The 14360-nt window shown below is 33.3% G+C and carries 14 protein-coding genes and 1 pseudogene; 12 read left to right on the top strand and 3 right to left on the bottom strand.

The features are described 5' to 3' along the window. The first annotated feature begins 11 nt into the window (after positions 1-11). From cobM to BW942_RS00550, 9 genes are all read left to right on the top strand, one after another. The gene (cobM, locus tag BW942_RS00590) at positions 12-776 is read left to right on the top strand and encodes a precorrin-4 C(11)-methyltransferase (RefSeq protein WP_000870283.1); all 765 of its coding nucleotides are present in this window, start codon (positions 12-14) and stop codon (positions 774-776) included. Beyond that, on the top strand, positions 773-1309 hold the full coding sequence (gene cobO / locus BW942_RS00585) for a cob(I)yrinic acid a,c-diamide adenosyltransferase (RefSeq protein ID WP_001083457.1): 537 nt from the start codon (positions 773-775) through the stop codon (positions 1307-1309). Before cobM ends, cobO begins: the two co-directional genes overlap by 4 nt. Beyond that, positions 1309-2673 carry a cobyrinic acid a,c-diamide synthase CobB gene (locus tag BW942_RS00580; RefSeq protein WP_001022069.1) on the top strand — a complete coding sequence of 455 codons (1365 nt, stop codon included), beginning with the start codon at positions 1309-1311 and terminating at the stop codon, positions 2671-2673. The genes cobO and BW942_RS00580 overlap by 1 nt, the downstream gene beginning before the upstream one ends. After that, positions 2670-3353 carry an adenosylcobinamide amidohydrolase gene (locus tag BW942_RS00575; protein ID WP_000639347.1) on the top strand — a complete coding sequence of 228 codons (684 nt, stop codon included), beginning with the start codon at positions 2670-2672 and terminating at the stop codon, positions 3351-3353. The genes BW942_RS00580 and BW942_RS00575 overlap by 4 nt, the downstream gene beginning before the upstream one ends. Beyond that, positions 3329-3913, top strand: a complete 585-nt coding sequence (gene cobU / locus BW942_RS00570; protein ID WP_001166821.1) for a bifunctional adenosylcobinamide kinase/adenosylcobinamide-phosphate guanylyltransferase — start codon at positions 3329-3331, stop codon at positions 3911-3913. Before BW942_RS00575 ends, cobU begins: the two co-directional genes overlap by 25 nt. Then, positions 3913-6504 (top strand): cobyric acid synthase, encoded by a 2592-nt coding sequence (locus BW942_RS00565; RefSeq protein ID WP_001052891.1) that lies wholly within the window; start codon positions 3913-3915, stop codon positions 6502-6504. Before cobU ends, BW942_RS00565 begins: the two co-directional genes overlap by 1 nt. A 3-nt stretch (positions 6505-6507) precedes the next feature. Further along, positions 6508-7455, top strand: coding sequence for an adenosylcobinamide-phosphate synthase CbiB (gene cbiB / locus BW942_RS00560; protein WP_001145777.1), 948 nt, complete (start codon positions 6508-6510; stop codon positions 7453-7455). 16 nt (positions 7456-7471) lie between these two features. Then, positions 7472-8095 (top strand): histidine phosphatase family protein, encoded by a 624-nt coding sequence (locus BW942_RS00555; protein WP_000658522.1) that lies wholly within the window; start codon positions 7472-7474, stop codon positions 8093-8095. A 552-nt stretch (positions 8096-8647) separates the two neighbouring features. Continuing rightward, the gene (locus BW942_RS00550; RefSeq protein WP_000807028.1) at positions 8648-8989 is read left to right on the top strand and encodes a hypothetical protein; all 342 of its coding nucleotides are present in this window, start codon (positions 8648-8650) and stop codon (positions 8987-8989) included. Positions 8990-9498: 509 nt separating this feature from the next. On the opposite strand, the gene BW942_RS00545 is transcribed toward BW942_RS00550, so the two are convergent. The 3 genes and pseudogenes from BW942_RS00545 to BW942_RS22185 all read right to left on the bottom strand — a co-directional run. Next, positions 9499-10146 carry a hypothetical protein gene (locus BW942_RS00545; RefSeq protein ID WP_000682106.1) on the bottom strand — a complete coding sequence of 216 codons (648 nt, stop codon included), beginning with the start codon at positions 10144-10146 and terminating at the stop codon, positions 9499-9501. A 119-nt stretch (positions 10147-10265) separates the two neighbouring features. Then, the gene (locus tag BW942_RS00540) at positions 10266-10889 is read right to left on the bottom strand and encodes a YiiX family permuted papain-like enzyme (protein WP_000683580.1); all 624 of its coding nucleotides are present in this window, start codon (positions 10887-10889) and stop codon (positions 10266-10268) included. Between the two features lie 354 nt (positions 10890-11243). Continuing rightward, positions 11244-11371: pseudogene (locus BW942_RS22185) on the bottom strand (IS481 family transposase); the annotation flags it as partial. A 676-nt stretch (positions 11372-12047) separates the two neighbouring features. Between BW942_RS22185 and BW942_RS00530 the strand changes: the two are divergent. From BW942_RS00530 to BW942_RS00520, 3 genes are all read left to right on the top strand, one after another. Further along, on the top strand, positions 12048-12548 hold the full coding sequence (locus BW942_RS00530) for an RNA polymerase sigma factor (protein ID WP_001971886.1): 501 nt from the start codon (positions 12048-12050) through the stop codon (positions 12546-12548). A 20-nt stretch (positions 12549-12568) separates the two neighbouring features. Continuing rightward, positions 12569-13660, top strand: a complete 1092-nt coding sequence (locus tag BW942_RS00525) for a FecR family protein (protein ID WP_000392377.1) — start codon at positions 12569-12571, stop codon at positions 13658-13660. A 63-nt stretch (positions 13661-13723) separates the two neighbouring features. Further along, entirely contained in the window at positions 13724-14275 is a 552-nt protein-coding gene (locus BW942_RS00520) for a HAMP domain-containing protein (protein WP_001240474.1), read from the top strand. Positions 14276-14360 lie beyond the last annotated feature (85 nt).

The following is a 14360-nucleotide window of genomic DNA, read 5'->3' as shown; positions in this document are numbered from 1 at the left end:
AGTTATATTTTATGAAAGTTTATATCATTGGAGCAGGTCCGGGAGATCCCGAACTAATTACAATTAAAGGTGCAAAGCTCATAGAAGCTTGTCCAATCGTTCTTTATACCGGTTCGCTCGTACCAAAAGCCGTAATAGAAAGAACTAAAAAAGATGCGATTGTATTAGATTCTTCGAGTATGACTTTGGATGAAATCATTTCGGTCATATTATCCGCAAAAGAAAACGATCAAGACGTGGCGAGAGTTCACACCGGCGATCCTTCGATCTTTGGTTCTATTGCGGAGCAGATACGAAAATTAGATTCTTTGAATATTCAATATGAAATTGTTCCAGGGGTCAGTTCTTTTACTGCCGCCGCGGCTGTTTTAGGTAAAGAACTGACTCTTCCCGAAGTTTCTCAAACTATTATCATCACTCGCATTTCAGGAAGAACACCGGTTCCAGAAAGGGAAAGACTTGAAATCCTTGCTCAATCTGGCGCAACTCTAACTCTTTTTTTAAGTGTTTTACATATCCGAGCAATCGTAGAACGACTAACCCCATATTATGGAGAAAAATGCCCAGTAGCAGTCATTCAAAAAGCGACCTGGCCTGAACAAAAAGTTGTAGTAGGAACGTTATACGACATTGTATCTAAGGTAAAAAGGGAAAAAATTTCCTCCACGGCAATCATATTTATAGGTCCAATTTTAGATTGTAACGATTTTGCAGATTCTAGACTTTATTCCGCGAATTTTTCACACGGTTTCAGAAAGGCCAAAAGGAATCTATGAACTCAGACGAAAAGAATTCCAAAGGACTTGTAATCGTTTATACAGGTAACGGCAAAGGAAAAACTACGGCTGCTTTGGGAATCGTCTTCAGAGCCTTAGGAAGAGGGCTGAAATGTGGGGTAGTCCAATTTTTAAAAGGTAAATGGGAAACCGGAGAAAAAATGTTTTCAAAAAAAATACCAGAACTCGACTTTCATGTCATGGGATTGGGTTTTACATGGAACAGCGAAAACTTAGACAAAGATAAAACAGCCGCAAGAATGGCGTGGACGTTTTCTTCCAAAATGATTTTGGAAGAAAATTATAATATTATAATATTAGATGAAATTACTTATACATTTCATTACGGCTGGTTGAACGTAGAAGAAGTAATAAATATTCTAAAAAAAAGACGTAAAGATCTTCACGTAGTCATTACTGGAAGAAACTGCCCTAAAGTTTTGATGGACTATGCAGACCTAGTGAGTGTAATCGAAGCCCAAAAACATCCGTATCAAAACGGAATTCCGGCACAAAAAGGAATCGATTTCTAATGAATATTAAAATTCCCAGAATTGTAATCGGAGGAACAGGAAGTGGAGTTGGAAAAACTACAATCGCACTCGCACTTACCCAAATTCTCCGAAAAAAAGGTTTGAAAGTTGCAACTTTCAAATGTGGTCCTGATTATTTGGATCCTACTTACCATTCTAGGGCTTCGCAAAAAATTTGTCACAACCTAGATGGATGGTTGATGGGTAAAGAATCAGTTCTGAATACTTTTTACCAAGCATGTCATAACGTAGATATCGCAATTATAGAAGGTATGATGGGACTTTTTGACGGCCATTCTCCAAACTCCGAAATCGGTTCTACTGCGGAAATTGCAAAGTGGCTCGCCTCACCAGTGTTAGTTGTTTTAGATACAAGAGGAATGGCAAGAACCGTTTCTGCAATTTTAAAAGGACTAAAAATATTTGACCCAGATCTCAATCTAGCGGGAGCTTTCGCTAATTTTACCGGAAGTCCATCTCATATTCAACTTTTAAAAGATGCATCTACTGAAGTTCCAATTCTAGGTGGCCTTTGCAAACATTCGGAGCAAACGTTTCCGGAAAGACATTTAGGTCTGTATTCCGCGTCTGAAGAAAATGTATCAGAAGAAAAATTTAATTTTTGGGGAGAAGAAGGAGAAAAAAGTTTAGAAGTAAATTCTATTCTTGAAATTGCGAATTCTGCTCCTGAAATTTCAATTCCAGTTTCGAATATAAATACTACTTTAAAACGTTGTAAAATCGGAATCGCTATGGATTCTGCGTTCCACTTTTATTATGAAGAAAATTTAATGCGACTCAGACAAGCCGGAGCAGAATTAGTGTTTTTTTCTCCTCTTTCTGATTCCAGACTTACTGATGTAGATGGGCTTTATTTTGGAGGAGGGTATCCAGAAGTTTTTGCGCCAACTCTATCTAAAAACAAATCATTACTTAATTATATTCGAGATCTATCATACAAAAATATTCCAATTTACGCGGAATGTGGAGGACTTATGTATCTTTCTAAAGGAATCAAACTAGTCGAAGGAGAATTTTTTCCGATGCTCGGCTTAATTTCTGCAACTTCTATTATGGAAAAAAAATTAAAAGCCTTGGGTTATGTAGAAGTAACTACAAAAAAAGAAACAATCTTCGGAGAAGTAGGACTAAGATTCAGAGGCCATCAATTTCGCTATTCGGACTTAGAACTAGATGAATCCAATCCGATCGAACTTGTTTACAATCTTAGAAAAAGAAAAAGTGATCAAGTTAGCGAGGAAGGTTATTCCAAAAATTCGATTCTTGCTTCCTACATACACGCTCATTGGGCTTCCAACCCAAACTTGGCAGAAGGATTTGTTCAATCCTGTTTACGGAAATGATTTATATTAAGGATTCTTGGCTCGAAGTAAACTTTGAAGAACCACATAACGTTCTGAGTTGGGCTTTAATCGGAGGAGGCTGGAAAGAACAAGTAGACTGTGTTCTATGGCATCGTGTGAAAGATGAAGATCTAACTCTGGAAGTGGATCCGATCGACTACTTCTATAAAAGTTTATTATATAAAAAAGAATCTAGGAATGGAGTTGGTTTTCTTACCAGTGTTTCTCTTGAAAATTATTCGGAAGTAATATTAGAAAAACAAAATTTAAAAATTCGATCTGTTGTCACTGTAGGATTAGGAAACTCGGTTAGAATTGGAGATCCACCGTTCCAATCAAATTCGTATGGAACGATTAATATACTAGTACAATGTTCCATCCCATTTGACTTGAATACTTCTTTAGAAGCAGTTTCCCTCATTACCGAAGCAAGAACTCTCGCCGTATTGGAAGCAAAGATACGGTGTAAAACTGGACTTGCAACCGGCACCGGAACTGATTGTATCGCGTTTGCATCTCCTTCTTGTATTTCAACAAAACGTTATACTGGAAAACACACACTTTCTGGACATCTTATTGGAAAGGCAGTTTATCAATCAGTAAGTCAAGGAATTTCAAATTGGAAAAAAAGCAAATTCAAAGTAAAAACAAAAAGATGCAAATACCCACTATCACTTTGATTACAGGAGGTTGCAGAAGTGGTAAAAGCAGATTTGCACTCGAACTTGCAAACGATATAAAAGGAAAAAAATACTTTATTGCAACTTGTCCCACCTTTGACGAAGAAATGAATCAAAGAATTCTAAAACATAAAAAAGAAAGAAACCATTTTATATGGGAAACCATAGAAGAAGAATTCAATTTTTTGAATTTATTTAAATCCGAATATTTTCTTGAGAAGTCAATTATAGTAATCGATTGCCTTAGCCTCTGGATCAATAATTTATTATATAAATCTAAAATAGAAAAAAGAAAAATCGAAGAAGTTACGATTAAAAAAAGTTGTACAAAGCTTTTGCAACATATTCGAAACACCAAGGTAAAACACGTTATATTTGTGAGTAGCGAAGTTGGACTTGGACTTGTTCCCGGGAGTAAAGCCGGTAGAATCTATAGAGACTTACTTGGAATATGCAATCAGACAATAGCGCATAACGCAGATTATGTTTATTTTATGTCCAGTGGAATTCCCATTAAGATAAAAGGACAAATTAAACAAAATCAAAAGGTTAAAATTTAATGAACTTACCTGAACACGGAGGGAATTTAATCAAACTTTCAAAAAAGGCCGGGTGTAATCCGAAAGAAATTTTAGATTTTTCAGCCAATATAAACCCATTAGGCTTTCCGGAATGGTTAAGGCCCTTTTTACATTCCAAAATAGAAGACCTCATTTCTTATCCAGATCCAAATTACACTTCTTTAAAAAAGAAAATACATTCAAAATATGGAATATGCACAGAACAAATTGTTCTAGGAAACGGAGCTTCCGAACTTATACTTCAAATACCATTTGTAGTCCAAGCAGATTATGCATTAATCGCAGTTCCTTGTTATAGCGGGTACAAAGAGGCAATTTCACTTCTAAAGATTCCTTGTATCGAAGTCACCCTTAAAGAAGAAAAACAATTTCGTTTAGATATAAACGAACTTAGAGACATACTTAAATCTAAGCCAGATCAAAAAGCCTTGGTTTTTTTAGGACATCCAAACAATCCCACGGGAGTAACACTTGATAAAATAGAAGTTCTAAAAATAGCACAAGAATTTCAAAATTCTGTTTTTGTGATCGACGAATCCTTTATTCATTTTTGTACGAACGAATCTTCCTTTCTCAAAGATAAAACCGAGAATATGATTCTAATCCAATCTATGACTAAAATTCTCGCTCTTCCTGGTTTAAGAATTGGAATTTGTTATGCTTCCCCTTTGATTTGCTCCAATATTTCTAAAAGACTCCCCACATGGAATGTAAACAGCATTGCCGCTTCAGTGTATGAAAAGGCAATTTCCGACGAAGACTATATAGAAAATTCAAAACAAAATATAAAAATTTGGAAAGAAAAATTGATATATGATCTTTCTAATTTAGAATTTTTGAATTTATTTTCAAGCGAAGCTAATTTTATTTTAATTAAAATCTTGGATAATAAAAATATATTCGATTTAACTCAAGAATTACTTATAAAATATAAGATTGCAGTAAGAAATTGCGAAAACTTTTCTGGATTATCTAAAAACTTTATCCGAATTGCAGTACGAACCCCTGAAGAGAATAAAAAAATTATAGATGCGTTTTCAAATATATTTTATGGGACTCGACAAAGACTAAAATCTCGAAAGAAAACTCCTTCTATTATGTTTCAAGGAACCGCGTCTAACGTTGGAAAAAGTATTCTAACCGCTGCTTTGTGTAGAATTCTCTCACAAGATGGTATAAAAGTAGCTCCTTTTAAATCTCAAAATATGGCTCTCAACTCATTTGTTACTTTAAATGGAGAAGAAATAGGTAGGGCACAGGCGCTACAAGCACAAGCAGCCAAAATTCTTCCCGATATACGAATGAATCCAATTCTACTCAAACCTTCGAATGAAAAAGATTCCCAAGTAATCATCAACGGAAAACCACTAAACTCGATGAATTTTAAAGACTACGATCAATACAAACCTATCGCGTTTGAAGAAGTAAAAAAATCTTACGATTCTCTTGCATCAGAATATAATGTAATTATAATAGAAGGTGCAGGTAGTGCTTCTGAAGTAAATTTGAAAAAAAACGATATAGTGAATATGAAAATGGCAGAATACGCAAAAGCAGATGTATTGTTAGTAGGAAATATAGATCATGGAGGACTATTTGGATCCCTTTTAGGAACGATGGAAACTCTAACCGAATGGGAACGAAAACTAGTTTTTGGTTTTATTATCAATCGCTTTCGGGGAGCAAAAGAACTTTTAAAAACCGGCGTAAACTATATAGAGGAATATACAAATAAACCCATCCTAGGAATTGTTCCATACATTAAAAACCTTAAATTGCCGGAAGAAGATTCCTTGGAATTTAAATCTGGAGCGTTAGACGATACATCAAAATTAGAAGAAAGATTAGACGTTGTATTAATTGATATTCCTAGGATTTCTAATCATACGGATATAGACGCACTTAGAGCTGAACCAGATGTTAGAGTTAGAATCGTAAGAACTGTCGAAGATTTAGGAGAACCAGACGTTTTAATTCTTCCTGGAAGCAAAAACGTAATCTCAGATTTGAATCATTTATATGATGTTGGCTTAGTAAATAAAATTTTTGCCTTATCACGAAATCAAAAAACGGACATAGTAGGGATTTGTGGAGGTTATCAAATGCTGGGAAAAAACATTTTTGATCCGTATCGTATCGAAAGTGATCAGGGTTCTATCCAAGGGATTTCACTTTTACAAATTGAAACTATATTAGAAAAAAATAAATCTCTCAAAAGAGTTTTCGCAACCCATATTCCAACAAAAACAGAAGTAGAAGGATACGAAATTCATCACGGTAAAACAAAATCTATCGGGAATACGCGCGTAATACTTTTAAACGAAAAAGCTGAAGAACTAGGACACAGCGATCCGACGGGGAGAATTTGGGGAACATACATTCACGGAATTTTTGACAAGGACGAGTTTCGTAGAAAATATCTAGATCAAATCAGAATCCGAAAAGGAAAATCTCCTTTAGTTAAAGTTCAAGTGTCTTATAATTTAGAAAAGTCTTTAGACAGATTAGCAAGATACGTTAGACAATCTTTAAATATAAATCTCATCTATCGTAAATTAGGGCTCGGCTAAAAAATGCCTTGGGGCATAGCCATATCTATTCTTGTCGATTTGATTCTAGGGGATCCTAAAGACCTCCCTCATCCAGTAAGAGCTATCGGAAAGTTAGCCAGAGCTTTAGAAAAGTTTTTTAGAAACAATTGTTCTTCGGAAGAAATAGCCGGAATTTTAACCTCTTGTCTCGTATATTTAATTTCTTTTATTATACCATTTTTATCGGTACAATTTGCAAATCAACTTCATTGGATTTTAGGTGAACTCTTATCTATAATGATTATTTATACTACGATCGCAATTCGAGATATGATTGATCATAGTAAAGAAGTTTATGATGCGTTAGTACAAACTAATCTTCCATTAGCTCGTAAAAAAGTATCTAAAATCGTAGCGCGAGATACAGAAAACTTGAGCGAGTCTGAAATCATTCGAGCCTGTGTAGAAAGCACTGCTGAAAACTTAGTAGATGGAATTACAACTCCACTTTTTTATGCAGTTTTTGGTGGGCCTGCATGGGCAATGTTATATCGATCCATTAATACGTTAGACTCTCTTTTCGGATACAAAAACAAAAAGTATCTAAGATTCGGAAGTTTTCCGGCAAGAATAGACGATTTAGCAAATTATTTACCGGCAAGAATTACATCTTATATACTTGTACTTTCATCTTTGTTTCTAGGTTATAATTTTAAAAATTCATTATATATTCTACAAAGAGACGGGAAAAAACATCCAAGTCCAAATTCAGGTCTTACAGAAGCGGCTGTAGCAGGAGCTTTAGAAATACAGTTAGGTGGAGTTAATCTTTATAGTGGGGTTCAAAATATAAAACCAAAACTCGGCGATCCAAAAAAAGAATTTCAAATCGAACAAATTCTTCAAACCAACAAACTAATTTTACTATCTTCGATTTTAACTTTTATATTTTACATTTTAATTTATTCAGGAGCAGCTTATTTTTTGTAAGAACGAAGTTAAAGAATTGAAAGAAATATTCAAAAAATCAAATGTTATATACGTATTCAGACATGGGGAAACTGATTGGAATCGAGAAGGAAGACTTCAAGGACATCTAGAAATTTCAATCAACAAACAAGGAAAACTTCAGTCAAAATCTTTAGCGTTGATTTTAAAACGATTAGGAATCGAAGTTTTATTGAGTAGTGATTTAAAAAGAGCTCAAGAAACAAGTCAAATTATATCTGACGAACTGAATTTAAATCCGATTTTTAATCCCGGCTTCCGAGAGGTATTTCTGGGAGACGGGCAAGGAAAATTAATAAACGAAGTAGATTTTTATTTTGGAAAAAACTTTTGGAAAAAATGGAATAATCATGACCCCCTCTATGACACACTTCGATTTCCAAATGGGGAATCAAAACAAGAAACAGATATTAGGGTACATCTTTCCCTGATACACATGATAAACTTATTTTCCAATCAAATCATAGCGTTATGTACACATGGCTTTGTTATGAAAAGAATGCTAAAGACTTATAAATCTAAAATAAAAAATATATCGAATATTCAAAATGTAGAATGTATTCAATTTAATTTCCAAGAAATTAAAACTGCCATGATTCATTCTTCTTTAAAAGAGACTTAAAATAAAAAACTTTTATAAAATCTAAAATTTATCTTTCAATCAAATTTTTGCATAAAATTGCTGTTTCACGATTCTCATAAGAATGAAGAATGCTAATTTCTGCAAACTTACCAACCTTTATAAAATTGAGTATCGTAATCTCTATTTCAAAACCTGTTTCGGTGTAAAATGTTGGGCACTTATTATATAATTCTGAGTAACAAAAGAAGTTTAACTTTTTACAGGTCATCTCAAAAACATAAAGAGATTTCCATAAAATAATGAGGATAAGATTAAATTTTTTACACAAATATTTGGTAACTTAAGATATAAGTCTAATCAGAAATAACAATACAATTTAAAAATCTATTAACTATTTTCTATAACAACATCATACCTACAAAAATGAGACTAGAGTAATGATTTCATTTTTGATAAATTAAAAAAGATACTGTTCAATTTAAATCGGTTATTATAATAATATAAAAATCAGATTTAGTAAATCACTGATTTTTGTAAAAATAAAAGCGGAGATCAAAACATTACCAAAAAAATCTTTCTTAGGTAAACCACATGAAACAAGAACTTAGAGCAAAAGATCTTTTGGAGATACATCCAGATTCTTCAAAAGCAAAAGAACTAGAGAAAAAACTAGATAACTTTATTGTAGTAGAAAAAAATTTTTTCCGTATTACGAACCAAGCTTTTTTTGTAGGTCTTATCTTCCTTATCTTAGGCCTCTATACTTTAAAGGCATTTCCAGATGCAAAAATATCAGAAGGGTTTGGAGGAATCAGTATCTACGGTCTCTTTATCACCTCGGGAATTATTTTAATGTCTTGGTTTAAAATGGGTGAGATTTTAAAGGTACTCGCAGAGTTTATTGTTAAAACAAGAAACGGAGGTAATTCTTAATTAGGATTGTTTTTGAGATTTGAACTTTTCAAACTTTTACTGTAAAATCTTAATTTGTGGAATCCCCACAAATTAAGATATATTATAAATTTTTAAATAATTATTTTTGGGTAGACCAAGAATCTACTTAGAACTACACAATAAAATACTAATTAACCTAAGTTCGGTTTAAAAAAAATTCTCAAAGTGTTGAGTTTCTACAATTTTAGAATTTATCCGTAAAATCGTGGTTTGTAGTAGTTCCCACATTTGAATAATCGATCTGTAAAGTTCAGATTCTAACTCTTTTCAGAATCATGAATTCTCACTTACGTCAAGCTCACGTCAATTAATGCCTCAATCCCGTAAATTTAACGTAAAAAAACCTGGGAGATCGCGCTTTTAGCTTCAGTCAATAAATTGCATAAAAGAAACATAATACGATATTTTGTCTTGAGTTACAATTTTATTATAGAACGCAATCCGTCGAACGACCCAAAAAACTCAGCGAATGTCTCTCTATTTATGATTCAATTTTCTAATATTTCTTTTAGTTTAGAAGAAATCTCATCTGATTTATTTAAAATCATGAAATGTCCCCCATTCTTTATAATGAATGCATTTTTTATTGATCTAACTGGAAAAAGTTTATCTTTATCTCCATGAATATGAACAATTTCATTTGGAGTATACTGATTATACCATTTTAATATCGTGCTTAGTGCCCACTTTATGAATTTTGCATTCGTTAATTTGATAAAGTCCTTCAATAGTTTTTTATCTTCATCAGAATTTATCCCAAATAAATACGAAAGAATTGGATTATAGATTTTATAAACAAATGCAGGAACCATTTTTATAATACCCAAAGCCGAAATAAATCGATAGATTTTCGGCATTTCCATTTTGTTTTTGATACTAGAAATTATTATTATTTTTTTTACGGATATTATCTTAGATAACTCAATTGCAACAATTCCTCCAAAAGAAACTCCAATGAGAATGATTTCTTCTGATTTACTAATTTGTTTAGACAATCTTTTGCAATAACTAAAAATTTCTTCGTTAGCTCGAGGATCTACCCAAAAAATATATTTTAAATCATTTTCACCAAAATCAAGATTTTTGAATACTCTTTCATCTGCACCAAGGCCGCTAATTAAATATAAATGTTTCATTTATTTCTAGAAGTTTCAAAAAAAAGCAATTTTATGTAAACTGACGCATAACGAACGATATATACGCTTCCCGACATCATCGAGTCCGAGGTTTTAGAGCGGGCACAACTGCAGTTCGTTTAGTTCAGTTCCATAATTGTTTTTAATTTTTTCGATGAAAACATATCCGCTGGAGAAACGACAAAATCATTGAACGGGATATTCTTTCCGTATCTTTTCTTCATTAGATATTTTACCGCTGGGTTACTCAAATCGAAATCCTTTAGTCTTTTCTCTTCAGTGAGTTCAATATTCAATGCTTGTTTAAATATTTTCCAAGCCAATTCAGTACAATAAATCTTTTCATCAGACCAATTAAAATAAATATCGTAATGCTTTCCGATATATTGATTCCCAATAGATTTCATTAATCTTATTTTCTCTTCGGTTAGAAGCATATCCGAATTTGCCAGTCTTTTAATTACGAAATGCTTATTTTTTCCCTTCGAAATAAAAGTATCAATTTCCGTAATTTTCACCGGTTCAACGGCTTCCAAAACTTTAAGTTTTTCTTTATATTTAAAAATTATTCCGACATGCGTATATCGTGATCTCGTAGCAATTTTAATAGCCTTGCCTTGTTCAGAAAAAGTTTCCTGAAATATCAAATCACCTTCTTTAATCTTATCAATGGGCTCGCTACTCAAGTGAAAAGAGACAAGAAAGATTGAAATCAAAAATGATATTTCAAAATAGTGTTTCATTTTTATTTGATTGTCCTTTTGCAAGCATTACATAGATACATAAAAATAACAAAATATACGAATATCATAAAGACGCGTTATTCTATCAATTCCAAAAGCTTAGAAAATAGAGTTGTAGGTAATGCAATTCAAAGAGACCGATAGATAATTCTCAAAAACAGTTTCATGTAGGTTTTTAGGTGAGGAAACGTTCAGTGTTTCAAGTATATTTTTAAATGAGGAAATAAGTAACTTCCCATAATCATATTTATGTCCCATAATGTAAGCCCATACCTTTGAGCGTATCTACTCATACTTTACACATCGTGCTCAATACATGCTTTTCAAAACGAAACGTAAATATGTAATCCGTGTTCAATAAATTGGCGGAGGATTCTTATATTGCAATACTTTTCCTGTAATAAATCTAACATATCCAGAACTGCGTTCGTAAAATAGATCTTACACAAACGCTCTGAGACTTCTTCAAATCCAACCTGTTCAACCGATTACACAAAATATCAATGTCAGATCTATATTTAATCTCTTTTTGTTAAAAAATCGATTCAATATGACACGCCATTTTTCGTACAAAAGTTATTTCTTACGCCAACCTCAACGTTAAATTAAGTCATAAGCCCAAACTGTTGATGATACAAAATATTCTTGATCTACTAACATTGCAATTTTGTAAGTAGCATAATTAAAATTCAAATGACTTTGTATTAAGGCTCAAATAAAACAATCGGAAATTATTGAAAAGTGCTCTTAGTGTCTATCTAGGAAATAGCAACAAACATACATCGTAGACTTTTAAACAGCGACCCAAAGGCACGAATATCACAACGATCTGCAATCACGAAACGAGTCGGTTATATCTGCAGACTAACTATAGTTTTGCGAAAACGTTGCCTTTTTTATTGAATCGATTTTCTGTAATAGGAAGCTTGAAGATTTCCAAATGCTAAAACGACAATCTCAAATTCTCTTTTAAGCTGGGAAAAGCGACAAAATAATAGAGACAAAAAATCATACTGTTTCTTTTAAAAAAAAACTATATTTTGCAAAAAATGAACACTCATCCTGTTAGCTTAGAAATAGAAGTAAGGACAAAGGAATTTACTTGAAATCGGGTTTCGCAATTTCAACTTAGTTCCAATGGCCACCCGGAAGGATTTTATGGATGCTCTCTATCGAGAGTACAGCGGAAAAATCTTTGATTTTCTCTATAAATATAGTTCCGGGAATCCTGAAATTGCGATGGATTTGATGCAGGATACATTTCTGAATTTTTTCAGGAAATATTCCGATACAGATATAGACCAGGAACAGGCGATCCGTTTACTTTATACGATTGCTCGGAACCGCTCCATCAACTATTCCCGGAAATTTTCCACGGTAAAGGAAAGTGGAAATTCCGAAATGCAGGAGTTCCAGGAACAAAAACTTTCTTTCGTTAGAAAGGCAGAACTAAAAGATTTAGAAGAACGTCTATTAGTCTGTTTGGACGAACTTGAAGAAGACGAAAAATATGCCTTGATTCTTCGATTTATGGAGGACTACAATCTGACTACTATAGCGGAAATTATGAATATATCGGTATCGACTGCTTCTCGTCTCATCGTCAAAGCGACGGCGAAAGTAACCGAAATCGCAGAAAAAAAGAATTTGAAACCCTGATCGTAGAATCATAGATAAAAATGGAAGAACCGGGAATGAAAAGGGAACAAAAGATTCAAGAAATTCTTTTCGAAGGAAAACAAAACGATCTTAGTCCTTCAATAGAATGGCTGGCTAAAGGTTTGAGCAATTCTTGGGTAGAATATTCACCCCAAAAATCAGACTTCGAATCTCTTTATGCCCAGGCCAGTAAAAATTCTTCTAAAATACTTTCCTTTTCCGATTTTACAAAAAATAAACTCATTTGGGGAATTTCAGCGGCAGCGATATTTCTTTTTGCAGTTACATTAGGATATTATTCTATTCTTAAGGATAAGCCCTCTCTCGGAGTTGAAAAAGGGGGGGTAGAAATTTCACAAGTAGAAGGAGAAGCCTACCTCACCTCCTCCGATCCAAAAGACAAAATTCTTTTAAAACCAGGGGTACGAATCCAAGAAGGCCAGAGAGTAGTCACTGGTTCTAAAGCCATTTTGAACTTAAAAGTGTCCGATGGAATTGTAGTAAGAGTACTTTCTGATTCAGAAGTCTCCTTTCGATTAATTGATCTTTCCACCCATTACAAAATTGGAATCGATTTAGAAAAGGGAGAATTATTAGCTCATATTCATAAAAATCTTAAAAAAGAAGAATTTATAGTTCGTTCCGAAAATTTAAGCGCGGAAGTAAGAGGTACAAGTTTTAGTTTTCAGAATATTCCTGGACAAGGAACCAAAGTAGAAGTTTTAGAAGGTCGAGTAGCAGTTAGCACTCACGTAGAATCTCAAAAATCAGCTCCCGAAGGTGAACAAGTTATAGAGCCAAATCAGGGAATTTTTGTAAATCAAAAGGGTTTTGTTCGCAGTCATTTAAACGATTTCGAAAAAAATCGTTTAGAAACCGAATTCGAAAAACTGCCAATTGAAAACATTCCTCGAGATAAAAACCGAACCTATTCAAACAGACAAGAGTTACTAACGGACTTCCAAAGATTAGAAAAAATTATTTTGATCAATGGAAAAGAGATCGAAGGTGTAATCGTAGACATGGATGAAAAAGCGATGTACATTCAAACTCTTGAAAAAGAAATTGTTATTCAGAGAGAATCCGTCTCTGAAGTAATTCAACTCTACTGAAAATAAATTCTCTTTGACAGTCGGTCGGTAAATCGGGATATTTAGTTCACGAGGAACCATTACATGGCAATGGCAAAAGAAGACGCCGGCAAGAAAAGAATTTTTAGTAACTACATTGTAGATCAAGATTTCCAATTTAAGTTTTTATTAAATTATTCCTTACTCATTGTTTTTGGCCTTATCTTGACGTTAGGTTTTCTATACTGGTTAAACTATACTAAGTTCGACAAAGGAGTTGTTTTTCGTTTGAGAAATGACCCTATTAAAGTATATCAAAAAGGTTTCGAAGATCACAACGGAGTGGAAAGGGAAAAATTTGTGGAAAGGGAAATTTTTCTTCCGGACTACGATCATAAACTAGATATGTTTACAATTCAAGTAAAAGGAATACTCTTTTTATCCTGTTTGTTCTTGGGAATGACCACAATCTTTACTATAATCTATTCTCACAAAATGGCCGGACCTATTTACAATATCAAAAATCAACTTAGAAAATTAGCAGCAGGAGAAGAACCGGCTCGGAAGATCAAGATTCGAAAAGGAGATGAATTTCAAGAACTTGCAGATCTTCTCAATCAGGTCATTGAAACCAGAATCAACAATAGAAAAAACTAAATTTTTTCTCACTAAAGGTGAAGAAAACTTTCTTTCATTAGAGTTGTTAAAAAATTTCATAACGGCGATTCACAAAACTGATTCA

The organism is Leptospira interrogans, assembly GCF_900156205.1.
Classification (GTDB): Bacteria; Spirochaetota; Leptospiria; order Leptospirales; family Leptospiraceae; genus Leptospira; species Leptospira interrogans.
The sequence above is the reverse complement of the archived record's forward strand: the minus strand, read 5'-3'. Positions and strand labels throughout refer to the sequence as shown.